The following is a 23,600-nucleotide window of genomic DNA, read 5'->3' as shown; positions in this document are numbered from 1 at the left end:
CAAAACCGGCACGCCCTACAACGAGACGACCGCCTGGCCACACCACACCGCCGAACCCGCTACTTGACACTCGTACGTCCTGGGATGTCTTACACGCGGGCGACGGCGAAGACGGATTGGCCGAACGGGGGGCGGAGGCGTTGTTCGGCCGCCTTGGTGACGGGGAGGACCAGGCTGTCGTAGACCTTGACCATCGGGCCCTCCTTCGGCATCAGCCGGAAGACCTTGGTGGCCATGAAGTAGCCGATCAGGCCGAGCGCGTTGGCGTAGTGGATCTTCTCCACGGTGAGGCCGGCCTCGGTCATCGCGGCGGCGAGGCTCTTCTTCGTGTAGCGCCGGACGTGGCCGGTGGCGATGTCCGCCGGGCTCATCGCGAACTGGAACGCCGGCACGATGATGATCACCGCCCCGCCCGGCCGGACCAGGTCGCGCATGCTGCGCAGCGCGGCCACGTGGTCCTCGATGTGTTCCAGCACGTTGTACGACACGACCGCGCTGTATTCGCCGCGCTCGGAGTGCGGCAGCAGCATCTGCCGGACCTCGATGGCGGGATGATCGGCCAGCCGCTCCTTGAGGCGGACCAGCCGGTCCGGGTCCGCCTCGGTGGCGGTGATCCGGGGCAGATGCTCCGACCACTCCAGCGCGTAGTCCCCCAGGCCGCTGCCGATCTCGATCGGGTCGTCACCGAGGTACGGCACGGCCAGCTCGACGAACCACCTGCGGTGGTTGACCGCCATTGCCAGGCCTTCGAGTACCTCCGACTGGATGCGCTGATCCCCCGTGATATCTGCCATTCGTCGATTCCTCACGATGCGACTGCCCTGCGCCTGGACCGACAGAGTCAACCACCCCGATGGATGGCGCGGGAATCGGGGCACCGGGGATGACCGAATTGTTCACGGTCCCACCATTCCGTGGCTACGCTCTGAATTGTCATGACTACTCCTGAATCGGGACGACCGGGACGGGGGAGGTGGGTCGACGCCGCCGCCGTGCTCAGTTTCGTGCTGCTCGCGTTCTGGGTGACCGCTCGGTTCTGGCTGCACCCCGACCACGGCGTACGGGACAACCGGTCCGATCAGGCGCAGTTTCAGTGGATGATGGCGCACGGTGCGCGAGTGGTGACAGATTTCGCCTATCCGTTCGCCTCGGATCGAATGAACGTGCCGGACGGCGTCAATTTGATGGCGAATACGTCGGTATTATCCATTTCCCTGCCAATGACGCCGATCACCCTGCTGTTCGGGCCGCGTACCGCCTTTTTGGTCTTTCTCACCGCCGGAATGATTGCCACCGGCGTGGCCTGGTATTTCCTGCTCTCCCGGGTGGTGATCCGCAGTCGGGGACCGGCCTGGCTCGGGGCCGGCTTCTGCGCCTTCGCCCCGGCGATGGTCTCGCACGCCAACGCGCACCCCAACATCGTCAGCCAGTTCGTGGTGCCCCTGATCGCTTGGCGGATGCTGCGCCTGGCCGAGCCGGGACGCTGGCTGCGTAACGGCGTGCTCCTCGGCCTGGTGATCGTCTGGCAGGCCTTCCTCAACCTGGAGATCCTGCTGATGGCAGCGATCGGGCTCGGCGTGGTGGTGCTCGCCCTCGCCATCGGCCGGCCGGAGCTGCGCCGGGCGGCCCGGCCTTTCGGGGCCGGGCTCGGGGTGGCCGCCGTCGTCGCCGGGGTGCTGCTGGCGTATCCGCTCCATGTGCAGCTCGCCGGGCCCGGCTCCTATCAGGGGCTGTCCCGGCTGATCCGGGGCTACCGCACCGACCTGGCGTCGTTCGTCGGCTGGTCCCGGGAGTCGATCGCGGGCGACGCTCGCACCAACGCCCACCTCGTCAAGAACCCCACCGAGGAGAACGCCTTCTTCGGCTGGCCGCTCGCCGTGCTGGTGGTCGCGCTGGTCTGGTGGCTACGCCGCAATGTCGTCGTCCTCGGCCTGGCCGCGGTCGGCGTCGTCTTCGCCCTCTTCTCGCTCGGCCGGGAGGTGCGGTTCGACGGGCGGGACACCGGCATCCCGGGCCCGTGGGCCGCGCTGGAGAAGCTGCCGCTCCTGCACTCGGTGGTGCCCACCCGCTGGTCGGTGGCGCTCACCCCGATCGTCGGCGTCCTGCTCGCGTTCGGCGCGGACCACACCCGGGGGCTGGTCCGACGCCATCCCGCCGCCCGCCGGCAGATCCGGTTCGCCACCGCCACCGTGCTGGCCATGGCGCTGCTGCCGCTGCTGCCCACGCCGCTGCCCTCGGTACGCCTCGACCCGACACCCGCGTTCGTCACCTCCGGTGCCTGGCGGCCGTACGTGACCGGCGGGCGCAGCGTGGTGACCCTGCCGCTGCCGGACACCGACTACGCCGACCCGCTGCGCTGGGCCGCCGAGACCCGGCTGGGCATGCCGCTGGCCCGCGGCTATTTCCTCTATCCGGACACCCGGCCCGGCGCCGGCCGGGTGGCGCTGTTCACCGCCCCGCCCCGCCCCACCAGCACCCTGTTCATCAAGATCCGGCGTACCAGGGAGGTGCCGCCGATCACGCCGCGGGACCGGGTGGCCGCGGTGGACGACCTGCGCTACTGGCGGGCCGGAGCGGTGATCCTCGACCCCCGGCTACGGCAGGCCGACGCCTTGCGCCAGGGGATGATCGAGCTGACTGGCGTCGAGCCGGTGTCCGTCGGCGGGGTGTGGCTCTGGGATGTCCGCCCGCTGGTCGCCTGAGCGGCGGACCGGGGTCGGGCTCGGCGGCGGCGGGTCGCGGCGTCGGCCGGAAGGTCAGGACAGGCGGACGCAGCAGCCCTGGCAGACCTTCGGCTGCGGCAGGGTGAAGGCCAGGCAGCAGGTACGCCGCTGCACGGTCGGCTCACCGGCCGGGCCGGGCACCAGCTCCACCAGGTCGTCTAGGCCGAGCGCGTCGAGCAGTGTGCCGATGTTTTCCGGGGCGGAGCCGGGCAGCGCGTCCGAGGCGCGCAGGATGCCGTGCGCAATGCCGGAGGCGACCGAGCCCAGCAGCGTACGCGTGCCGACCCGTACCTCGGCCTGGATCGCGCCGATCAGCGGGGCGAAATGGGCGTCGAGCAGCGCGGCGCGGAGCGCGTCGAGCAGCGCGGCCTCGCCAGCGACGACCCGTACGCCCGGCGCGCCGGCCAGTGCCAGCGGGTCGTCGGGCAGCACCGCGACCGTGGTCGAGTCGCGCAGGCCCAGGGTGAGCAGTTGCTGGGGGTCTTCGAAGTGGATCAGCACGTCGGCCGGGTCGAGCAGCGGCACCCGCCGTGCCGAGGCCCAGCCGAGCACCACGGGCAGCGCGGTCCAGTAGCTGTACGACTTCCAGGCGAGCGCGGCGCAGGCGTGCGGGGTGCCGCCCCAGCGCCGGGCCGCGCCGTGCAGGAACTCGGGCAGCAGCGTCCCGTCGATCAGTCGGGTCGCCGGTGACCAGCGGGTTTCGTTGCCGGTGACCAGCAGGCCGGGCGCGACCCCGGGCAGGTCGTCGGTGCCGAACATGGCGCGCAGGGTCGCGGTCACCGGGGCGAGTGGCGTGGCGGTGTCCCGCCTCGGCATCACCGCTGTCACCCGAACCGTCCCCCGTCCGATCGTCCCGCCGGCCGGCACCCGCCACCGGCTCGGCAAACTAAGGCCAGCCTAACCACAGTTTCGGCCCGTGGGGAGTCGTGTGGAAAGCAGGTGGGGAGGTCTCGGTCACTCCACCGGCCCGTCGCCGCGTGCCGCGGACTACCCGACGAGGTGGGCGGGAAACGCCGCCGGTCGCTTGGGTGGGCCGCGCCAGCATCGATGCGCGCCGCTGAATTGTCAAGGTGAATGTCGAATACGAGCCAGTTTCAGTACACGATCGGCCACAGAACGTGAAAATGAGCTTCCCGCGTACGAGGAAGCCGATGACGACCTCACCCATCGAGCGTGCCGCCGACTCCTTCGCCGCCGAACTCGCCCGGCACCGCACCGGACGAGGCTTGTCCAAGAAGCAACTGGCAACCCTGATGGGCTTCGACCCGTCGTACGTCAGCCATGTCGAGGGGCGCCGGCACCGACCCACCGAGGACTTCGCCCGTCGGGCCGAGGCCGTCCTGGAGGCCAGCGGCGCGATCTGGCAGCGCTTCCGGGAGTACGACGAGCTGCGGCACAGCCGCGCCGGCGGGGCGCACCGGGAGCTGGCCGTCCCCAACCAGTGGCTGCCCCCCGGCACCGGCCTGGTCGTCGAGCGGGAAACCGCCACCCTCACCCACACCGACCACGGCTACCACTGCGCGATCCGGCGCGAGCTCTACAACGCCGGCACCGAGCCGATCACCCGCTACCTGGTCCGGGTCGCTGTCGACCGCTACCCCAACGACCCCGGCCGTTCCAACCGGCACCACCGGGCACACCCGCTCACCTTCGCCGAGCTGCAGCTCGCGGCGTATCGGGACGACGGCGGCGGCGCGCGCGAGCCGATGCACTGGCGGGCCAAGCACGACCGGGACGCGTTCAAAGAGATCTGGCTGCTCTTCGAGAACGACGAGGGGCGCTTCCCGCTCTACCCCGGCGACCGGGTCACCATCGAGTACGCGTACCGCGCCGGGCGGGACAAGTGGGGCCCATGGTTCCAACGCGCCGTACGCCTGCCCACCCGGCACCTCGCCGTCCGGCTCGACCTGCCCGCCGAGCTCGACCCGAAGGTGTGGGGGATGGAAACCTCCCTCTCCGCCGAGGAGGGCCCGTTGCGTACCCCGATCCAGCGGCGCGACGAGGACGGCCGGACGCTCTTCGACTGGGCCACCGACGACCCACCGTTGAACGCCCGCTACCGGATGCTGTGGCGGTTCCGCAGCCAGCCCTCGGGCACCGAGCCCGACGGCCCGCGCCGCCCGATACGCGCCAGCGACCGGATGCGCGCCATCGGCATCGTGCAGCGCGACGACGACCTGCTCCGACACCCCGCCCGCCAGTTCGACCTGCCCCGCGACGAACGGGTCGCCCGGGACGTTGTCGACCGGCTCTCCGCCATCATGGCGCGCCTCGACGAACTGCACCCGTTCAGCAAAGGCGTCGGCATCGCCGCCCCGCAGCTCGGCCTCGGCTGGGCCGCCGCCCTGGTCCGCCCCGCCGACCGGGCCGCCGAGCCGGTCGTCCTGCTCAACCCCCGGGTGGTCGACAGCGCGGTCGACACGGACGAGCAGTACGAAGGCTGCCTCTCCTTCTTCGACCACCGCGGGCTGGTGCCCCGCTCGCTGCGCATCGACGTGGAGCACGCCCACTGGGACGGCAGCCGCATCATCACGTCCTTCGAATACGCGATGGCCCGGCTGGTTGCCCACGAGATCGACCACCTGGCGGGGCGGCTCTACGTCGACCGGATGGCGCCCGGCGTGCCGCTGGTGCCGGTCGAGGAATACCGGGAAACCGGCACCCCGTGGCGCTACTGACCCGCCCGGGACTCCGGTGCGCGGGCCGGTTGCCGGCCCGGCCCGCACACCGGCGAACGGGGGGCCGGGTCGCGTGCCCCAGGGGGCGGGGGCACGCGACCCGGCTCGGGGGGAGGAATGTCTACAGGTTGCCGAAGGTGTCGTACCGGATGTGGTCCGGCGGGACGTCGTCCGCGGCCAGCGCGCGCAGGGTGGCCCGCACCATCGGCGCCGAGCCGGAGACATAGCAGTCGTGCGTCGTCCACGGGCCGTACCGGGTGACCACCTCGGAGATGTCGCCCAGTTCGCCGTCGAAGTCCCGGTCCTCGCTGCACGCCGGGGTCACCGACAGCCACGGGTGGGCGGCCACCAGCTCCTCCAAGCCCGGCAGGCCGTACAACTCCTCAGAGCGGCGGGCGCCGTAGAAGACGTGCACCCAGCGGGTTCGGTTGACCCGGGTCAGCTCCTCCACCAGCGCCTTGACCGGGGCCAGCCCGACCCCGCCGGCCACGCACAGAATGTCCCGGCCGGAGGAACGATCCAACGTCATCGACCCCATCGGCGCGGCCACCCGCAGCAGATCCCCCGGCTTCGTACGGCGGACCAGCGCCCCGGACAGCCAGCCCGCCGCCCCGGCCGGCGTACGCACGTGAAACTCCAGCACGTTCTCGTCGTTCGGGGCGTTCGCCACCGAGTACGTCCGCCACACCCGCGGGTGGTGTCGTGGTGCCTCGATGCTGACGTACTGGCCGGCCTGCCAACGCAGCGGGTGCTGGAGGGCGCGTACGGTCAGCACGGCGGTGTCCGAGCCGTGCCGCTCGTGGGTGAGCACCTCGGCATGCCAGAACGGCGGGTCGTCGTCGGCCGCCGCCCCGGCGAGCATCCGCTCGCAGATGCTCGCGTACGCCTCCCGCCACGCCTGGTCGTACTCCAGGTTCCAGCCGTCCCCGGCGGTGCTGCGCAGTGCGTCCATCAGCGCGACGCCCATCGTCCGGTAGTGCTCGGCGTCGACGTGGTACTTCCGGTGGTCCCGGCCCAGCGCGCGCAGGTACTCGTCGAAGCTCTCCGGGTCACCCACCGTCTGGGTGGCGGTGACGATCGCCTCCAGGATCCGGTCGCCCTGCCCGCTCATCTGCACCGGAAAGAGGTGGCGCAGCTCCGGGTCGAGAAGGAACAGCCGGGCGTAGAAGTGACCGCTCAGCCGGTCCCGGTGCTCCTCGACCAGGGCCCAGCTCTCCTTCAGCAGCCGCGCGAAGTTCTCCACGAAAGGCGCTCCTTCCCCTGACGGCGGATCGGGCCAACACAGAATCTCCACGGACCGTGCTTGCCGGTCGCACAGAATGTGCGATCGGCTCATTTGCCTCGCGCGGCGGTGCCGATCGGCCATCGGGTGCGGCACAGTGGTCCGGTGACGGTTGACGAGCTCGCCCGACCGGTGTCCCGCCGGACCCTGGGCACCGAGACGCTGCTGGTCCTCGGTCTCTCCCTCGGGCAGTCGGCGGTGTATGCGCTGGTCTCGCTGGTCGCCAAGCTGACCGCCACGGGTGGGCTCGCGAAGCAGACCGCCGCGCTGAACACCTCCGCGTCGGCCCGGCCGTACCTCGACCTGACCTACCAGCTCCTCGGCATCTTCTTCGCGCTGCTGCCGGTGCTGCTCGCCGTACACCTGCTGGCGCGCGACCCCGGCGACCCGGCGCGGACCCTCGGGGTGGATCTGACCCGGCCCGGGTCGGACCTGGCCCGGGGCGCGGGCCTGGCGGCGCTGATCGGCCTGCCCGGGCTGGCGCTGGTCTGGGCGGCGGCGCACCTCGGCCTCAACGCCACCCTGGTGCCGGCGGCCCTGCCACAGCTGTGGTGGACCGTGCCCGTGCTGATCCTCGCCGCCGCGCAGAATGCCGTGCTGGAGGAGGTGATCGTGGTCGGCTACCTGGTGACCCGGCTGCGGCAGCTCAGCTGGCGGCTCGGCGCGGTGATCGCCGCCAGTGCCGTGCTACGCGGCTCCTACCACCTCTACCAGGGCTTCGGCGCCTTCGTCGGCAATGCGGTGATGGGCGTCGTGTTCAGCTTGTTCTTCCTGCGTACCCGGCGGGTGGCCCCGCTGATCGTCGCCCACACCCTGCTCGACGTGGTCGCCTTCGTCGGCTACGCGCTGTTGCCCAGGTCCTGGTTCGGCTGGCTCTGACCGACCCGCACCTTGCGGGTTACCCCGCCGGCGACCCGGGTCAGCGCGGCCGGGTCAGCGCGGCCGGGTCAGCGCGGCCGGGTCAGCGCAGCCGGGTCGGCCGGTGGAAGGCGACGGCGCGGGCGGCCAACCGCTCGGCGGCAGCCGAGTTGCCGGTCACGGCGGCGAGCACCGCCGCGCCCGGCAGCAGCCGCGACACCGCCCGCAGCCCCAGCCAGCCACCGGCCTGCGCGGCCAGCGGCATCGCCAACCGCCAGGCCGCCTCGGCCGCCCGCGGCCACGGGCCGCCCGCCGGCGCGCCCGCCAACCGGGCCGCCTCGACCGCCACGCGAGCGCTGCCGAGATCCGGGTGCACCCGGGTCAGCAGCAGCAGCTCGGCCACCCGGTCCGGGTGCCCGGGATCCCGGCCGTAGACCGCGGTCAGGTGCAGCACCAGGCTGGCCTGCGTCCACAGCACCGCCGCCAGCTCCGCCACCGGCGCGAGGAGGCCGGCACCCGCCGCGGCCGCCCCACCCGCACCGGCCAGCCGGACGAACCGTCGGGTTGCCAGCCGGGCCAGCCCGTCGGCGTCCGCGTCGGGGTAGGCCCTCCGGGTCCGCTCGACCCAGCCCCCGGCAACCGGTCCGAGCGTGTCCACCGCGGCGATGGCCAGCAGCTCCGGCGCGAAACCCGGGTGGTCGAGCAGGCGCGCGGCCACCGTCCGCCACCCCGCCCCAGGGGTACGCCCCAACTCCGGGCCGCCCGCCGTGCGGGAGCCGGACATCGTCGGGGTGACCTGCGGCGCCAACGGCTCCGGACCGGCGGCGACGGCCCTCTTCTTCGCCGGGGTGGCCCGCGTCACCGAAGTGGTCTTCCTGGCCGTGGTGGCCTTCTTCGCCGGGGTGCCCTCCGTCTCTAAGTCGGGCGGCACGTTCCGTGTCTGGTCGTGGTCGGCGGGGCGGGGTGCGACCGCCGCCGGGTCCGGCGGCTGGAAGAGCACGGTGGGGGTCACCCTGGCCCGCCTGGTCCGCTGCGGTGTTCCGCCCTCGGCCTCGGCGGAACCGGCCGGCGGGGCGGGCGCTTCGGGCACCGGCACCGGCGGCGGGGTGAAGGTAGGGCTGGTGGAGCGGCTCCGCCGGGCACCGGTGGCAGGCTCACGACGGGGCGGATCGCTCGGCGGCTGCTCCTGCATATCGATGAAGCCTAGTCCGGAGTGTGACGCCGCGCACGGGGTAGACGCGCGGAACGCCCCCTCGCCGGTAGTCGCTTTGCCCTGAGCGGGGCCGTGCCTGTATCCTCGGGCGCGGTGGTCTCCGGGCCACCAGGGAGACTTCGCCTAGTCTGGTCTATGGCGCCGCACTGCTAATGCGGTTGGGGTCTTAAAGCCCCTCCCGGGTTCGAATCCCGGAGTCTCCGCGCGAAAACCAGGTGTGTAGACTGGTCGAGCACCAAGCGCCCGTAGCTCAATGGATAGAGCATCTGACTACGGATCAGAAGGTTAGGGGTTCGAGTCCCTTCGGGCGCACAGCAGGTCAAGGGCCGGTTTCCCAGCACGGGAAACCGGCCCTTGATCGTGTTGACCCCCACGGCTGAGCCCTACGCCTACGCGTCGAACAGGAAGCCGAGCCGGTCCACCGCGTCCTGCTGCACCCGCCGAGTCGCCTCCACGTTGGCACCGGGGAGCAGGACCGTTCCACGATGTGCGGACTCACGGCGGAGATGGGCTTGAAGCAGAGGAACGGTACGTGGCAGACGAGGTATTCCCCAGCGATCTTTCCGGCCACTTCTGGGTAACGCTGGAACACCGGCCGGAACTCGATCGATGGCGCTTCGAGATCCTCGACTATCAGAACAACGTCCTGCTCAGTGGTTTGGCCTGTAGCGAGCGGCAGGCCGCAGCCATCGTCAACGCATGGAACCAGGTGATCGCAGCGTCGCCCGACGAAGAGGACCCCAGCATGGATTGGGTCGATGACTCGGAATGACGGGGGTGGCCTGCTGCCCCAGGCACGCGTGCAAGCCGGTGGCCGCGATGGGCCATCCACGGGCCAGTAACCGTGGCGCACAACGGTCATGAGCGGGCACGAGCGGCATTCGGCTCTGCCGCCATTGACGAAACCTACTCTCAGCATGGGAACTGCCGGGGCGGCCGCACGCGCATCTCGTAGCACCTCCTGAATCCGGTCGAGCGGCATGCCCTGGTCGTAGAGCAGCGTCGCTATCCGCCCGTACTTGGCGGGGCTGGTTCGTCGGGCCGGGGGCCGCCGCGCTGGCAGGTCAGCGTGTAGGAGTCGACTCCGACCATGAGTCGGTCGCCGGTCAGCTTGACCGTCGCGTGGACGCCGTTGCCGAACGACTGCATCGCCGTCATCGCCAGCAGAACGGTTGGGTCGTGGCCGTCGTAGGCGGCCAACGTTGTGGCCAGGTCGTCGGTTGTGAAGCCATCGCCGGTCGCGCGGTACGTCCCGCTGTGGAAGTTGACGCTGTCATCGGCGCCGAACTGCCCGCCCGGCGAGAACCGCAACGCGACCTGCATCCGCGCGGGAATGTTCGATACCTGTCCTCCGTGGCTGATGGCGAGGACCTGCCAGTCGTACCCGACGAACCCGGGCGATACCGGCCCGGCCGATGTCGCCGAGCCGCACCCGGCGAGAGCCGGCGAGACCAGCAAGATGCACACGCCGACGAGCGCAAGGAACCAGGCACGGTGCCCCATGGACATAGTCCGGCCCGGCAGGTAGCACGCCGCACCACTGGAACACGTCCGCGTGGAAGCCAAAGCACCCACCTCCTCCGTCAACTTCAGACGCGCCGGCCCGGCCCGCGGTTCCAGCCCAGCCGCTCCCCGCTGACCAGGCCATCCACGGGCCACAAGCGGGCCCCGCCGTGGTCGTTTCACCGGCTGAGCCGGACGGCCTAGGTCTCCGAGCCCGGCTTCCAGTCCTGGACGAGGAGCCCGAGCAGCACCTGGTCCAGGAACTCGCCCAGCACCCAGGCCGAGGAGCGCAGTACGCCCTCGCGGACGAAGCCGTTGCGCTCGGCGGAGCGCAGCATCGCGGCGTTGTCCGACAGCGTCTCGATCTGCAGCCGCTGCAGGCCGCGCACGACGAAACCGTAGTGGCACAGCACCGTGACTACGTCGGTGCCGTAGCCCTTGCCCCGGGCGGACGGCAGCAGCCCCAGCCCGATGTGCGCGTTCCGGTGGTGGGTGTCGATGCCCCACAGCGACGCGATACCGACCAGCGCGTCGCCGTCCAACTCCACCACCGAGAACGCGACGTTACGCTGATCCTTGTCGTCCACCACGAGCCGCGGGTCGTTCGAGCCGGGCGTGATCGGCCGCCACGGCTGGCCCTCGGACCGCGAGGAGTTGACCACGTCGTCGTAGAGCTCGGCCCGCAGGATCGGGATGTCGTCCTCGTACCGGGCCCTGAGCCCGACCTTGCCGCCCCTTAGCATGCAAGCTTCCTAACCGATGGGCTGGCCGGCGGCAATCCAATAAGCGCCCCAGGCCGCGGCGGGCCTGGTCCAGTGCGCGCGGGTCGTGTTGCTGCCGCCGAGGGAATACCGAACGCGGCCATCCATCGCACGATGGGTCGGGGTATCGATACCGGCGCGGCCATGGGAGCCCTCAGGCCGTGGAGCGCGTTGATTCTTTGCTGCCTCGTGTCGACTGCTGGGGCGATCGTTGGCGGGGCCTGGGCGGTCCGCCGATCTCGTAACCGTCGCTGAGCCACTCGCATCAACGGCAGTCGAAGCTGCCGGGCCGCTCACGGGCTACGCGGAACCTAGGAATTTCATTACGAGCAAGGCGCGGCTACGGGGCCTTCTCGGCCACGTAGGTTCCTCGGGCTGGGAGCGTCACGACTAGGCCTCGCTCCCGAAGCAGGCGCACCGCAGCCCGGACCGTCCCTCGAGCCACGCCGTACTCCTGCTGAAGGGTCGACTCGCTCGGGAGCGGTTGGCGCGGCTTCAGCTTCCCCTCCTCGATCTGCTTGGCGAGGAGGTCTGCGAGCTGGATGTAGAGCGCCACCGGGGACATCTCGTCAACCATGACCGGGACCTTATGGATGGCCAGGAGGGGCAGACCGTCAGGTACGGACTAAACGTCTTGAACGGGCTGTACGAGTAGGACGAGTCGGACTACCCTGGGTGGGCGTCCGTAAACCTGCTGTAGGGAGCCCTCGTGCCTGAGTCGCCGTTCCTCGTGCAGATGTCCTGGACGGTGCTCGACTACCACCGTCTTCAGCGGTGTAGCCGCTGCCACCCGGACGGCTGGTGTCCGAGGATCGCGGTGGCCCGAGCCCGGATCTTGGCCTGGCGACGGGTGGCGGGTCCATGGCCGCCGAGCTGAAGGCCGGAGACCTCCTCCACCTCACCCGGGCGGCCAGCGTCCAGTTCGTTCGGCCGTTCCGCTTCCGCCTCATCCGGGTCATGACTGATCGGATCACCTACGACGGTTGGCTCTGGCTGGAGGGCTACGAGCTGAACGACCGGGGCGGTGCGGTCGCCCGGCGGGAACTGTTCGTCCAGCCGTCCGGGCTTCGGAAGCTTTCGCCTGCCCGCCCTGTCAGCCCCGAAGATCGCGCTCGAACCGGGATGTAGGGGTCTCCGTCGTCGATCGAGGCCACTCTTTCCTGGATCGAGCGTGACCTTGGGCCAGTCACTTTCTGCTCAATGACGGCGACTACTGTATCTGTTACAGTACTAGCCATGGTTGACAACGGGCGGGGCGACGCCTCGCCGAGCGCCGACGTGCTCGCCGCCGACCTGCTGCGCGGGCACACGGACACGATCGTCCTCGCGGTGCTGCGCGGCGAGGACAGCTACGGCTTCGAGATCTTCAAGCGGATCCGGGACGCCACCGGCGGTCGGCACGAGATCAAGGAAGCGACCCTCTACGCGACGTACCGACGGCTGACGAAGGACGGCCTGATCGAGGCGTACTGGGGTGACGAGAGCCAGGGCGGGCGGCGCAAGTACTACCGCATCACCGACGCCGGCCGCGCCGTCTATCGCCGCAACATCGCGGCCTGGGTCGCCACCCGCGACATCATCGACTCGCTGCTCGACCTGGACGAACGTAACGGCTCCCCCGAGCCGGCATCCGGAAGGCGGTCATCATGATCATCCCCAACGAGACCGCGGGCGGCCACGGCATCTACGTGCACCGCCTGCTCGACGAGGCGTTCACCGGCATCGAGATGACCCCGGAGCGGCAGGATCTCAAGGAGGAGATCCGGGCCAACCTGGTCGCCCGCGTCGCCGAACTGACGGCCACCGGCGTCGCCCCCCAGGCGGCGGCTCGGCAGGCGGTCGAGGAGTTGGGGGCCGTACGCGGAATTCTCGACGGCACCGCGCCCGAGCCCGAGGATGCCGCCCCCGACTGGCTGGCCCACCGGGTACGACCGAATCCGATGTTCCTGGTCCGCGCGGTCGTGCTGTCGGCGCTGGTCACGGCCGGGTTGGTCGTTCTTGTCCTGGCCGCCACGCTGCTGGACGTCCCGTTCAGCGGCCAGGTCGCCGCCGTTGCCGCCGTCGTGCTGGCGGCCGGCGCGGTCACCGCCGACGCGCTGCGCCAGGAGACGACCAGTAACCATCCGATGCCGACCGGCCGGGCCCTCGGATACGGCCTCGGCGTGGTGCTGGCCTCGGCCGGCCTTGGCGCCGGCTGGCTCTACCTGCACGAGCGCGGCGTGCCCTGGCTCGTCGGTGGTGCGCTCACGGTCGTCGCGTCGGCCGCGCTGTTCACCTATCTCGGCGGCACTCAGACCAACCGGCACAAGGAGTGGGTGGTGCGGTTGCAGGCGACCCACGCCCAGGTGGGAGACCGCTTCACCAAGGATCCGGCCGCCGCGGCGCGCTTCGGCATGTACGCCGGGACCACCTGGCTGCTGGTCCTCGCCGCGTTCGTGATGCTGACGCTGACGGTCGGCTGGGCCTGGTCCTGGCTCGCGGTGGTGGCCGGGCTCGTGGCCACGATGCTCATGCTCGCCCGGATGTTGTTCGCCCCGCAACCAGCGCTTGGCGGAGGAGGTCGACAGCCGGCGGGATCTCCGAGTCGCTGATGTTGCCGTACCCGAGGACGAGCGCGCACCCGGCCGAGCGCTGCGCGCGGTAGTCGTCAAGCTCCGCCAGACGCAGCCCGGCGGCGGCCGCGGCCCGAACCGCCGCACGGGTGTCGACGGTGTCCGGCAGGTGCAGCAGGATGTGCAGCCCGGCGGCGGTGCCGCCGACCCGGCCCTGCGGCACCCGGGCGCCCAGCGTCCGGACCAGCAGGTCGCGACGGGCGCGGAACCGCCGCCGGGCCGCCCGCAGGTGGGCGTCGTACCAGCCGCGGTCGATGAAGGTGGCGAGCGCGAGCTGGTCCAGCACCGGTGGCGCGGCGGTAACGGGGTTCGCCGCCCGGAGTGCCGGGATCAGCGCGGCCGGTGCGACCAGCCAGCCCAGGCCGAGGGCCGGCGACAGCGTCTTGCTGACCGAGCCGAGGAGGAAGACCCGGCCCGGGTCCATTCCCTGCATGACGGCGACCGGGTGATGGTCGTAGCGGAACTCGGCGTCGTAGTCGTCCTCGATGACGAAGCCGTCGGCGTCGCGGGCCCAGCGCACCAGCCGGGCCCGGCGGGCCGGGGACAGCACCGTACCGGTGGGAAACTGGTGCGCCGCGCCGACGACAGCGGCCCGGGCGGGCGTAGCCGCCAGGTCGTCGACACGGAGGCCTTCCTCGTCCACGGGCACCGGGTGGACGCGCAGGCCGGCGCTCGTCGCGGCGTCGTGCAGCCGCCGCCAGCCCGGCTCTTCGACGGCCAGGTCGGTGATTCCCTCCGCGCGCAGCGCCCGGCAGGTGCGGACCAGGCCGTCGGTGATGCCCGCGCACACGGTGACGGACCCGGCGTGGGCGTCCGCGCCGCGCGAGCGCCGCAAATACTGCGCGATCGTGGTACGCAGCACCGGGTGCCCGGTCGGGTCGGGCAGGCCGAGGTCGTAGTGGACGGCGGAGCCGATGACCGCGCGGACGGCCTCCGCCCAGCGGCGACGCGGAAAGGCCCGCAGGTCGGGCAGGCCGGGCGCGAGGTCGTACCGGATCGGGGGCGCTGCCGGCGCGCGGGCCGCGTGGGGCCGCGGCGGGGCGGTATCCGGGGCCCAGGAGACGCGGGTGGCGGAACCCACCCGGGCGGAGAGGTAGCCCTCCGCGATGAGCTGGGCGTACGCCTCCGTCACGACCCATCGGGAGTAGCCGAGTTCCTCGGCGAGCGCTCGGCTCGGCGGTACGGCGGCGCCCTCCGGCAGCCGGCCGTCGCGGATCGCGGTGCGCAGCGCGTGTGCCAGGCGCTCGTGCAGGCGGGACCGCCCACGCTTCGGCGGGTCGACCTCGAGCAGTGTCGCCCAGGCGAAATTGGTCTGCGAAATGGGCATCAGATTGGAGCGTACCGCCTATCCAAATCCGCCTAGCGTGACGGGCATGATTGAGAATCTGGCACTTGGCGCGATGTTGTTCGGCACGCTGACCGACGAGCGCCGGTCGTTCGAGCTCCTGGATCGCTTCGTGGACGCCGGCGGCGTCTGGATCGACACCGCCAACTGCTACGCGTTCTGGGCCGACCCGAGCGGCTTCGGTGGGCAGAGCGAGGAGTTGCTCGGGCGCTGGCTCGCCCGCCGTCCGGGGGTCCGCGACCGCATCCGGATCAGCACCAAGGTGGGCTGCGAGCCGACCGTGGCCGGGCGGTTCCCGGAGACGGCCGAGGGCCTTTCGGCCGAGGCGGTCAAGAGTGGGATCGAGGGCAGCCTCCGCCGGCTCGGCACCGACCACGTCGAGCTGTACTGGGCCCACAAGCCCGATCCGGTCACCCCGCTGGAAGAGACGGTCGCCGCCTTCGGCGAGCTGGTGTCGGCGGGCACGGTGGGCCGGCTCGGCTGCTCCAACTACGCCGTCTGGGAGGTCGAGCGGGCCCGGCAGACCGCGCGAGCCGGCGGCTGCACCGGTTTCACGGCGGTGCAGCAGCACCACACCTACCTGCGGCCGCGCCCCGGGACCCGACCCTCCGTGGTACACCGGTTCGGTGCGGTCAGCGACGAGGTGCTGCACTACCTGGAGCACCACCCGGACCTGGCGCTGTGGGCGTACACGCCGCTGCTGGCCGGTGCCTACACCCGCGCGGACAAGCCGCTGCCCACCGAGTACGACCACGCCGGCACCGCCCGCCGACTCGCGGTGCTCGACGAGATCGCCGCCGAGACCGGCACGAACCGCAACCGGGTGGTGCTGGCGTGGCTGGCCGGCGGCAACCCGGCGGCCACGCCGATCATCGGCGTCAGCAGGGTCGAGCAGTTGGACGAGGCGATCGCGGGGGTCTCGCTGAAGCTGACGGCCGAGCAGCGCGACCGGCTCGATGCCGCGATGTGACCCGGGCGGGGCACCGTGGGGCGGCGGGCGGAAACGGGCGAGCGGAGGCGGCGGGCCCTGGCCTACCATCAATTTTCCGCCGTCGAGCGGACTACCTTCCACTGACAGGAATCGTGGAATTGCCTACTCCTCTTACCCGACTCGCCACGGGGGTCGTCGCGTCTGCCCTCGTGCCGGCCATTCTGGTCGGCGGCGGCACCCCTGCGCTTGCCGCGAGCGATACGCTCACCATCACCACCCTGGACCGGAACGGCAAGAAGGTCGCGGTCACGACGACCGTGGTCAACCTGGCCACCAACCAGAGCCGTTCGGTCAAGTCCGGTCAGGTCAAGAAGCTGCCGAAGGGCACGTACGCGGTCCTCGCCTCGATCGACACCGGCCTGGTGTCGACGCTCGGGGCCAACGTCGTCAAGGTCTCCGGCGCCGCCAAGACCACCCTGGACGCGCGCAAGGGCCGCCGGGTCACCGTGGGCCTCAGCCCGGCCCCCGCCGGTGTCGGCCTCGAGACACAGACCATCGCCCAGGTCTGCACCGTGTCCGAGTCGGCCGTCGACAGGGTCGAGGCCTGGGACTACAACAGCGGTGAGCTGTACGTGATCCCGAACTCGTCGAAGAAGCTGGCCTTCGCGGCGATGCGCACCTGGACCGACCAGTCCGGCGACACCGATCGCCACTCGGTCATGTACTCCACCACCAGCATCCCGAGCACGCCGTCGCGGACGTTCAGCCGGTCCTCACTCGCCACGGTCAACGTGGAGACCCGGCGTGGCCCGTCCGGGTCCATCAGCAGCAGTCTCGCGGTGCAGCCGATCGACCGCCCCTGCGGCAGCAACATGTACGGCAGTCTGCTCAGCCTCGACCGGCCGTATCGGACGAAGGTGTATCTGTCCCCGGGCAAGTGGGTCGTCCGGGCGGAGAGCTACGCAGGAGCCAAGGACGGTTCCACGCGGGTTGTCGGCGGCTTCTTCGCGCCGCGCCAGGTCGCTACGGGCAAGTCGTACAACCTGCGCTTCTTCCAGGCCGCGTGGGGACCCGCCACCCTGGTGCCAATGTTGTGCGACGGCCGCCTCTCCTACTCGCTGAACAACATGTTCGCCGATCCCGGCTTCCCGAGGCAGAGCGTCGAGGGCGGTGACAAGGCGACGGCGACCCTGACCTTCCGCGGCAAGACGGTCAAGACGGTCAAGGACCGAGGCTGGGAGCCCGAGGAGAAGTACCTCAACTACAAGGTGAAGACGGCCGGCTGGTACACCCTCACCAACACGGCGAGCCGCTACTACCCGGAGATCACCTTCCCGGCCGGGATGCTGTCGCCGAGGACCAGCGTCACGTTCCGGTTCAAGGCGAAGCCGAAGACCTGTGTGGCGGCACCCGTCTACGCCGTCACCATGCAGCCGGCCGGCCTGAACCTCTACAACCAGGCGAAGCCGGGCAGCACCACGAACGTCCCGCTCAAGCTGAGCCGGTCCAAGGGCAGCCCGGACGTCAAACTGGGCAAGAACCCGAAGGTGAAGACGATCACCGCCAAGGCCTCGTTCGACGACGGGCGGACGTGGCGGTCGGTGCCGGTCAAGAAGATCAACGGTACGTGGACCGCCCTGGTCGGCAACCCGCGGTCCGGCGCGGTCTCGCTGCGGGTCCGGGTCACCGACACCACCGGCGGCTACACCGACGTGACGATCATCCGGGCGTACGCGATCGCCTGACGTCTGCCGGGCGGTCAGATGAGCCGCCTCGGACATGAAGTTGTCCGAGGCGGCTCGGCTCGCCTCGGAGAGCTTGTGGTTGTCATTTGTCGAATCTCAGCGGAATCGGCGCTCCTGTCGGTAGACCTGAACAGGTGGTCAACCACGTTCGGGAGGCGCCACGCGGCGGCGGACCCCCAGCAACAACCTGCTGCCGCAGGGTGAGCGGTCCCCTGGACCGCGACAGCCCATCTGGTCGCTGACCAGATGGGCGACCTTCGCCGACCCATGATGCCGGGCACGGAACTCCTCCGGCGGCTCGTCCGACTGCTGGGGGGTCCGCAGCGGGCCCGCGTCGTGCTGCTGCTCGCCGCAGTGCTGGCCCTCAACAGCGCGGACACCGGGACGATCGGGGCGGCCGCGAACCAGTTGGAGCGAGACCTGGGCATCAGCCACGCCCAGCTCGGCCTGCTGGCCACCGTGTCATCGGGGGTCGGCGCGCTGGCGTCCGTGCCGCTGGGCGTGCTCGCCGACCGGACCAACCGGGTACGCCTGCTGGTGCTGACCATCGCGCTCTGGGCGATCGCGATGGTGGCCGGTGGGCTCGCCCCCAGCTACTGGTGGCTGCTGATGTCACGGCTGCTGCTGGGTGCCGCGGTGGCGGCCTCCGGGCCGGTGGTGGTGTCACTGACCGGCGACTTCATCCCGCCGTCCGACCGGGCGAGCGTGCTCGGGTGGATCCTCACCGGCGAGATCATCGGCGCCGGGATCGGCCTGGTGGTCGGCGGCGAGATCTCCGCGGCACTCTCCTGGCGGTACGCGTTCCTCCTGCTCGCCCTGGCGAGCGCCGGCCTGGCGGTGCTGCTGTGGAAGCTGCTGCCCGAGCCCGCGCGAAACGGGGCCGGGTGGCTGCTCGACGAGCACGGCGGCGGGAAGCCCGGGGCGCGGACCGGGCCGGAACGCCCGGAGGTTGATCGGATGCGCGCCGTGGTTGCCGCTCAAGGCGTCGAGCCGGCCCGGGAGAGGACCCTCACCGAGGACCCGAATCGGTGGCCATTACGCCGGGCAATGATCTATCTGCTGGAGATCCCGACGAACCGGCTGTTGATCGTGGCCTCGGCGACCGGCTACTTCTTCTTCGCCGGGCTGCGGACCTTCGTGATCGTCTTCGCGGTCCGACACTTCCACATCTCGCAGACGGCGCTCGGCGGTCTGGTGCCGATCATCGGTGTGGCGGCGTTGGCCGGCACGCTCCTCTCCGGCCGGCTCACCGACCACGCCCTCTCCCGGGGCCACACCGGCGTCCGAATCGTCGTCCCGGCGTTCGGCTACACCGTCGCCGCGATCTTCTTTGCGCCGGGTGTGTGGGCGAGCACGCTCCTGGTGGCGATCCCCCTGATCGCGCTCGGCGCCGCCGCGCTGGCCGCCGCCAACCCGCCGCTGGACGCGGCCCGACTCGACATCGTGCCCGGCCAGCTCTGGGGTCGGGCGGAGAGCCTGCGGACCGTGCTCCGCCTCGCGGCGGAGTCGCTCGCCCCGGCGACCTTCGGCTGGCTGGCGGACCGACTGGCCGGCCCAGGGGGAGGCGCGTCCGGAGTGGGCCTGCAGAACGCCTTCCTGATCATGCTGGTGCCACTGATGGCGAACGGGCTGATCCTCCTCGCCGCCCGGCGGCACTATCCCGTCGACGTGGCCACGGCCGCGGCGGCGCAGCGGTGACCGCCGCCGTCACAGGCGCTCCGGGGTGCGGATGCCGAGCAGGTGCAGGCCCTGCCGCAGCACCCGGGCGGTCAGGTCCGCCAGCACCAGCCGGCTTTCCCGCACCGGACCGTCGGCCCGCAGCACCGGACAGCACTCATAGAAGGCGTTGAACGCGACGGCGAGCCGGTGCAGGTAGCCGGCCAACTGGTGGAACTCCAGGCGGTGGGCCACTGCCATGACCACCGCCCCGAAGCCGACCAGTTCGAACGCGAGCGCCCGTTCGGCCGGCTCGGCCAGCGAGACTTCCGTGTCCGCTCGGGCCGCCACCCCCGCCCGCCGGAAGATCGACCGGATCCGGGAGTACGCGTACTGGAGGTACGGCGCGGTGTTGCCGTCCAGCGACAGCATCCGCTCCCAGTCCAGCACGTAGTCCCTGTGCCGGTCACTGGACAGGTCGGCGTACTTGATCGCGCCGATGCCGACCGCCCGGCCCACCTCGGCCGCCTCCGCCTCGCCCAGGTCCGGATTGCGCTGCCGAGCCAGCGCGACGGCCCGGGCCACCGCCTCCTCCAACAGGGCGACCAGCTTCACCGACTCACCGGCCCGGCTGCGCAGCATCCGCCCGTCCGGCCCGAGCACCGACCCGAACCCGACGTGCTCCGCCCGGGCCGGCGGGGCCAGCCAACCGGCCTGCGCCGCGGCCGCGTACACCATCTCGAAGTGCCGCCGCTGCGGCAGCCCCACCACGTAGAGCAGCCGGGTCGCGCCCAGCTCGTCGACCCGGTGGCGGATCGCCGCCAGGTCGGTCGCCGGATAGCCGTACCCGCCGTCGGACTTGCGCACGATCAGCGGCAGCGGCTCGCCGTCCCGGCCGACCGAGCCGGGCGGAAACACGCACGCCGCCCCGTCGCTGTGCCGCAGCAGCCCGAGCCGGTCGAGGTCGTCCACCACCGGGCCGAGCAGGCTGTTGTAGCTGCTCTCGCCGTGGAAGTCCCGCTCGGTCAGGGTCACGTCGAGCAGGCCGTACACGCTCAGGAAGTAGCGTTCGGACTGCTCGACCAGGAGCCGCCACCGCCGCAGCGTGGCCTCGTCGCCGCGCTGCAACCCCACCACCCGCAGCCGGGACCGCTCGCGGAACGCCTCGTCGGCGTCGAACTTGGCCCGGGCTGCCTTGTAGAACGAGTCCAGGTCGCCCATGGACAGCTCCCGCGCCGCCTCGGCCTCACCCAGGTCGACCAGGTGCTCGATCAGCATGCCGAACGGCGTCCCCCAGTCGCCCAGGTGATTGGCCCGGAGCACCCGGTGGCCCAGCCACTCCAGCAGCCGGGCCGCCGCGTCGCCGATCACCGTCGACCGCAGGTGCCCGACGTGCATCTCCTTCGCCACGTTCGGCCCCGAGTAGTCGACCACCACGGTCTCCGGCTCGGCCGTCGGCGGCACGCCGAGCCGCGGGTCGGCGGCCAGCGCGGAAACCATCCCCGCCAGCGCGTCGTCGGCCACGGTGAGGTTGAGGAAGCCCGGCCCGGACACCTCGGCCGCGACACACAGGTCGGCCAGCTCCGCGCGTTCCAGCACCTCGGTGGCGATGGCGCGCGGTGGCCTGCCGAGCCGCCGGGCCAGCGCCAGCGCCGCGTCGGACTGGAAGTCCGCGCGCTGCGAGCGCCGCACGACCGGGTCCACCGGTACGCCGGCCACCGTCTCGAACGCCGGCGCCAGCCGGTCGGTCAGCAGTTTCTCCAGATCCATGGGTACGCCGATCTCGCTCGGATCCGCCTCGCGCGGATCTCCTGACTCGGGATGCGGGCGGACCGAGGACGATCGGCGATGACCGGCGGCTCGATCCGCCGGTCGCAAGAGAAGAATGCTCAGCGCAGGCGGTCGCGGAACCGCCGGCGTCGCAGCGCGCCACCCCGGACGTCGGGGGACGTCGACTGGCGGGCGTGCGCGCTGGGCATGCCAGCAGAGTAACCGGCCGGCCCGGGAGCGGCGCAAGACCTTTCCCGGGCCGGGTCCGGCGTACCCGAAGACTCAGGCCGGCGTGGCAACGGCCTTGCGGTACCGCTCGGCCCGCCGCCGCACCTGCGTGTACGCGCTGGTCAGGCCCATCGCCCGGCGGACCTCGACCAGGGTGCGGCGCACCTCGACCCGGGTCCGTTCGGTGCCCTCGACGATCAGCTCGTCGACCAGGCCGCTCGCCGCCTCGAACCGGGCCCGCCGCTCCCGGATCGGGTCGAGGAACCGGTTGAGCGCGACCACCAGCTCCTCCTTGACTTCGACGTCACCGACCCGGCCGGCCCGGTAACGGTCCTTCAACTCCGCGATCTTCGACCGGTCCGGGTTGAACACGTCGTGGTACGCGAAGACCGGATTCCCCTCCACCGTTCCCGGCACGTCGGCGCGCACCCGGTTCGGGTCGGTGTACATCCCCATCACCTTGCGGCGCACGGCAGCCGGGTCGTCGGAGAGCGCGATGGCGTTGCCCTTGCTCTTGCTCATCTTCCCCTGACCGTCCGTGCCGATCAGGGTGGGCGTCTCCGACATGATCATCTCGGGCACCGGAAAAACCTCGCCGTAGAGGTGGTTGAAGCGCCGCGCGATCTCCCGGGTCACCTCGACGTGCGCGGCGTTGTCCTTCCCCACCGGGACGACCTGCCCCTTCACGCAGAGGATGTCGGCGGCCTGGAGAACCGGGTAGCCGAGCAGGCCGTACGGCATCTCGTCCTTGCCGGCGTCCCGGCTCATCTCCTTGAGCGACGGGACACGCTCCAGCCGGGGCACGGTGACCAGGTTCTGGAACAGGGTGTTCAGGTCGCCGACCTCGGGGATCGCCGACTGCAGGTAGAAGGTGGCCCGGTCCGGCTCGACGCCAGCGGCGAGGATGTCGGTGACCATCTCGCGGGCGTTGCGGGAGACCTGCTGGATGTCCGCGCGGCTGTTCCTGGTGGTGAGCATGTGCAGGTCCGCGATGATGAAGTAGCTGTCGTGCCGTTGGTGCAGCTGCACCCGGTTCGCGATGCTGCCGACGTAATGGCCCAGGTGCAGCCGCCCGGTCGGGCGGTCGCCGGTGAGCATTCGTGCTGCGGTCATGGTGGTACGCCTTTCGTGCGTTAGTTGGCTGGGACGCGCGAGCGCGCGGGAAGACCCAGGGCTGTGCCCGGGTCAGTGGGATCGGCTGCTCAGAGCGCGAACCGCCATCGCCCGCCGGCGCGGAACCGCAACCCAACGGCACGGAGTGCGTCGAGGATCTGCTCCCGACCGTCGTCGACACGGGTCGGGCGAACCAGAGCGGCAGCCGCCGAGAGACCGTCGATGGTCTCCGGGGCGCAGGTGCTCGGCCGGACCATGCTTCGCAGGGTAGTCGGTCGGCCGGCTGCGCGGCTCCCCGTCGCGGCCTGCCGCGGCTCCCCGTCGCGGCCGGAAAAGAGCAGCGGCCCGAGTGCTCGCCGACCGCTGGCATACTGGCCATTCATGGTGCTGTCGCGTGGCTGGTCGCTCTTCCTGCTCGGGGTCGGCGTCTGGACCTGGGTCATCTGGCCGAGGTTCGCCGTCGCCATCTGGAACGACCCCCGCTCCTGGTCGAGCGGCACGACCGCGGTGGGCGCCGCGACCAGCTTCCTCTGGGTGCACGCGCTGCTGATCGCCGCTTCGCTGGCGATCGGTACCGCCGTCGGCGTGCTGGGGATCAGGGGCTGGCTGGCGGCTCGCCGTCGCCCCAACGGCTGACTCGCCGTCCGCGCATCGCGGGCGCACGCCCTTGACCAGGCAGAATAGGCCGGCGGTGATGATGTGACGTGGGACGCCCGCCGCCGATTTGACGATCAAACCCGAAACCGCGTAACTTTCTCTCTGCCAGCGCGGAACGGGGCAAACGGGATGAAAGCCCAGGAGCCCAGATCCACGCAGGTGCCGGGTCGGACAGGAGCTGAGCTCCTGAAGGACACGGTCCGGGCGGAGCTCGCCGGAACGCCGCAGGGCGGATTTGGCAGAGCGAAACCGACCGGGTAAGGTTATCGACCGGCAGGGCACCGGGCGAGCTTGCGGAACTCCGCAGCGGCCGGCCTGCCAAATCCGATGATCAAGCGCAGCGGTTCGCTGCTGCGCGAGCTCACCGGACGCTGACCCGCACGAAGCATGACAGACCGGGACACACGGTTTGACACGGCGGAGACGGTGAGGTAACGTAGTAAAAGTGCCCGGCGCGAGAGCGGCGGGGGCGGACGAACGAAATGCCCCGGATGGGGGTCCTGCGGTGCGGGGCTTTCGGATGGT

22 protein-coding genes and 2 tRNA genes are annotated in these 23,600 nt (G+C 71.2%); 13 read left to right on the top strand and 11 right to left on the bottom strand.

The genetic code is table 11. From position 1 onward, the window contains the following. Positions 1-89 precede the first annotated feature (89 nt). A complete protein-coding gene (locus ABZ671_RS30250) occupies positions 90-794 on the bottom strand; it encodes a class I SAM-dependent methyltransferase (protein WP_357864521.1) in 705 nt (234 codons plus the stop codon). Between the two features lie 141 nt (positions 795-935). Between ABZ671_RS30250 and ABZ671_RS30245 the strand changes: the two genes are divergently transcribed. Continuing rightward, entirely contained in the window at positions 936-2,702 is a 1,767-nt protein-coding gene (locus ABZ671_RS30245; protein WP_357864519.1) for a hypothetical protein, read from the top strand. A gap of 54 nt (positions 2,703-2,756) precedes the next feature. On the opposite strand, the gene ABZ671_RS30240 is transcribed toward ABZ671_RS30245, so the two are convergent. Further along, on the bottom strand, positions 2,757-3,539 hold the full coding sequence (locus ABZ671_RS30240; RefSeq protein WP_357864523.1) for a hypothetical protein: 783 nt from the start codon (positions 3,537-3,539) through the stop codon (positions 2,757-2,759). 335 nt (positions 3,540-3,874) lie between these two features. Here ABZ671_RS30240 and ABZ671_RS30235 point away from each other — a divergent pair, with 335 nt between their 5' ends. After that, positions 3,875-5,401 (top strand): peptide deformylase, encoded by a 1,527-nt coding sequence (locus ABZ671_RS30235; RefSeq protein WP_357864517.1) that lies wholly within the window; start codon positions 3,875-3,877, stop codon positions 5,399-5,401. Positions 5,402-5,522: 121 nt separating this feature from the next. On the opposite strand, the gene ABZ671_RS30230 is transcribed toward ABZ671_RS30235, so the two are convergent. Further along, the gene (locus tag ABZ671_RS30230) at positions 5,523-6,644 is read right to left on the bottom strand and encodes a globin domain-containing protein (RefSeq protein WP_357864515.1); all 1,122 of its coding nucleotides are present in this window, start codon (positions 6,642-6,644) and stop codon (positions 5,523-5,525) included. A gap of 144 nt (positions 6,645-6,788) precedes the next feature. Between ABZ671_RS30230 and ABZ671_RS30225 the strand changes: the two genes are divergently transcribed. Beyond that, a complete protein-coding gene (locus ABZ671_RS30225; protein WP_357864513.1) occupies positions 6,789-7,562 on the top strand; it encodes a CPBP family intramembrane glutamic endopeptidase in 774 nt (257 codons plus the stop codon). 82 nt (positions 7,563-7,644) lie between these two features. On the opposite strand, the gene ABZ671_RS30220 is transcribed toward ABZ671_RS30225, so the two are convergent. Continuing rightward, complete coding sequence (locus ABZ671_RS30220) at positions 7,645-8,733, bottom strand: hypothetical protein (protein WP_357864511.1); 1,089 nt, start codon at positions 8,731-8,733, stop codon at positions 7,645-7,647. 133 nt (positions 8,734-8,866) lie between these two features. Between ABZ671_RS30220 and ABZ671_RS30215 the strand changes: the two genes are divergently transcribed. From ABZ671_RS30215 to ABZ671_RS30205, 3 genes are all read left to right on the top strand, one after another. Then, a tRNA-Ser gene (locus ABZ671_RS30215) sits at positions 8,867-8,957 on the top strand. A gap of 36 nt (positions 8,958-8,993) precedes the next feature. Then, positions 8,994-9,066: transfer RNA gene (locus tag ABZ671_RS30210), tRNA-Arg, on the top strand. 220 nt (positions 9,067-9,286) lie between these two features. Then, on the top strand, positions 9,287-9,526 hold the full coding sequence (locus ABZ671_RS30205) for a hypothetical protein (protein WP_357864509.1): 240 nt from the start codon (positions 9,287-9,289) through the stop codon (positions 9,524-9,526). A 233-nt stretch (positions 9,527-9,759) separates the two neighbouring features. Here the strand turns inward: ABZ671_RS30205 and ABZ671_RS30200 are convergent, their stop codons facing one another. The 3 genes from ABZ671_RS30200 to ABZ671_RS30190 form a co-directional block, all read right to left on the bottom strand. Next, the gene (locus ABZ671_RS30200; protein ID WP_357864507.1) at positions 9,760-10,221 is read right to left on the bottom strand and encodes a hypothetical protein; all 462 of its coding nucleotides are present in this window, start codon (positions 10,219-10,221) and stop codon (positions 9,760-9,762) included. 236 nt (positions 10,222-10,457) lie between these two features. Then, a complete protein-coding gene (locus tag ABZ671_RS30195) occupies positions 10,458-11,000 on the bottom strand; it encodes a GNAT family protein (RefSeq protein WP_357864505.1) in 543 nt (180 codons plus the stop codon). Between the two features lie 358 nt (positions 11,001-11,358). Beyond that, complete coding sequence (locus ABZ671_RS30190) at positions 11,359-11,595, bottom strand: GntR family transcriptional regulator (protein WP_357864504.1); 237 nt, start codon at positions 11,593-11,595, stop codon at positions 11,359-11,361. A gap of 284 nt (positions 11,596-11,879) precedes the next feature. On the opposite strand from ABZ671_RS30190, the gene ABZ671_RS30185 reads away from it, so the two are divergent. The 3 genes from ABZ671_RS30185 to ABZ671_RS30175 all read left to right on the top strand — a co-directional run bounded on the left by ABZ671_RS30185 (position 11,880) and on the right by ABZ671_RS30175 (position 13,609). Next, a complete protein-coding gene (locus tag ABZ671_RS30185) occupies positions 11,880-12,146 on the top strand; it encodes a hypothetical protein (RefSeq protein WP_357864501.1) in 267 nt (88 codons plus the stop codon). A gap of 108 nt (positions 12,147-12,254) precedes the next feature. After that, positions 12,255-12,668: a PadR family transcriptional regulator gene (locus ABZ671_RS30180; RefSeq protein ID WP_357864499.1), complete on the top strand. Its 414-nt coding sequence runs from the start codon at positions 12,255-12,257 to the stop codon at positions 12,666-12,668. Beyond that, positions 12,665-13,609: a permease prefix domain 1-containing protein gene (locus ABZ671_RS30175; RefSeq protein WP_357864497.1), complete on the top strand. Its 945-nt coding sequence runs from the start codon at positions 12,665-12,667 to the stop codon at positions 13,607-13,609. The genes ABZ671_RS30180 and ABZ671_RS30175 overlap by 4 nt, the downstream gene beginning before the upstream one ends. On the opposite strand, the gene ABZ671_RS30170 is transcribed toward ABZ671_RS30175, so the two are convergent. Next, positions 13,527-14,957 (bottom strand): PLP-dependent aminotransferase family protein, encoded by a 1,431-nt coding sequence (locus ABZ671_RS30170; protein WP_357864495.1) that lies wholly within the window; start codon positions 14,955-14,957, stop codon positions 13,527-13,529. The genes ABZ671_RS30175 and ABZ671_RS30170 overlap by 83 nt on opposite strands. Before the next feature lie 46 nt (positions 14,958-15,003). Here ABZ671_RS30170 and ABZ671_RS30165 point away from each other — a divergent pair, with 46 nt between their 5' ends. From ABZ671_RS30165 to ABZ671_RS30155, 3 genes are all read left to right on the top strand, one after another. Further along, positions 15,004-15,945 (top strand): aldo/keto reductase, encoded by a 942-nt coding sequence (locus ABZ671_RS30165; RefSeq protein ID WP_357864493.1) that lies wholly within the window; start codon positions 15,004-15,006, stop codon positions 15,943-15,945. A 170-nt stretch (positions 15,946-16,115) separates the two neighbouring features. Continuing rightward, a complete protein-coding gene (locus tag ABZ671_RS30160; RefSeq protein WP_357864490.1) occupies positions 16,116-17,651 on the top strand; it encodes a hypothetical protein in 1,536 nt (511 codons plus the stop codon). Between the two features lie 246 nt (positions 17,652-17,897). Further along, the gene (locus tag ABZ671_RS30155; RefSeq protein ID WP_357864488.1) at positions 17,898-19,349 is read left to right on the top strand and encodes an MFS transporter; all 1,452 of its coding nucleotides are present in this window, start codon (positions 17,898-17,900) and stop codon (positions 19,347-19,349) included. Positions 19,350-19,358: 9 nt separating this feature from the next. On the opposite strand, the gene argS is transcribed toward ABZ671_RS30155, so the two are convergent. The 3 genes from argS to ABZ671_RS30140 all read right to left on the bottom strand — a co-directional run bounded on the left by argS (position 19,359) and on the right by ABZ671_RS30140 (position 22,675). Then, positions 19,359-21,077: an arginine--tRNA ligase gene (gene argS / locus ABZ671_RS30150; protein ID WP_357864486.1), complete on the bottom strand. Its 1,719-nt coding sequence runs from the start codon at positions 21,075-21,077 to the stop codon at positions 19,359-19,361. Positions 21,078-21,359: 282 nt separating this feature from the next. Continuing rightward, complete coding sequence (gene trpS, locus ABZ671_RS30145; protein ID WP_357864484.1) at positions 21,360-22,418, bottom strand: tryptophan--tRNA ligase; 1,059 nt, start codon at positions 22,416-22,418, stop codon at positions 21,360-21,362. 89 nt (positions 22,419-22,507) lie between these two features. Beyond that, positions 22,508-22,675: a hypothetical protein gene (locus tag ABZ671_RS30140; protein WP_357864483.1), complete on the bottom strand. Its 168-nt coding sequence runs from the start codon at positions 22,673-22,675 to the stop codon at positions 22,508-22,510. A 124-nt stretch (positions 22,676-22,799) separates the two neighbouring features. Between ABZ671_RS30140 and ABZ671_RS30135 the strand changes: the two genes are divergently transcribed. Next, entirely contained in the window at positions 22,800-23,054 is a 255-nt protein-coding gene (locus ABZ671_RS30135) for a hypothetical protein (protein WP_357864481.1), read from the top strand. The last annotated feature ends 546 nt before the right edge of the window (positions 23,055-23,600 follow it).

The sequence above is a fragment of the Micromonospora sp. NPDC006766 genome, assembly GCF_040636055.1.
GTDB lineage: Bacteria > Actinomycetota > Actinomycetes > Mycobacteriales > Micromonosporaceae > Micromonospora.
The sequence above is the reverse complement of the archived record's forward strand: the minus strand, read 5'-3'. Positions and strand labels throughout refer to the sequence as shown.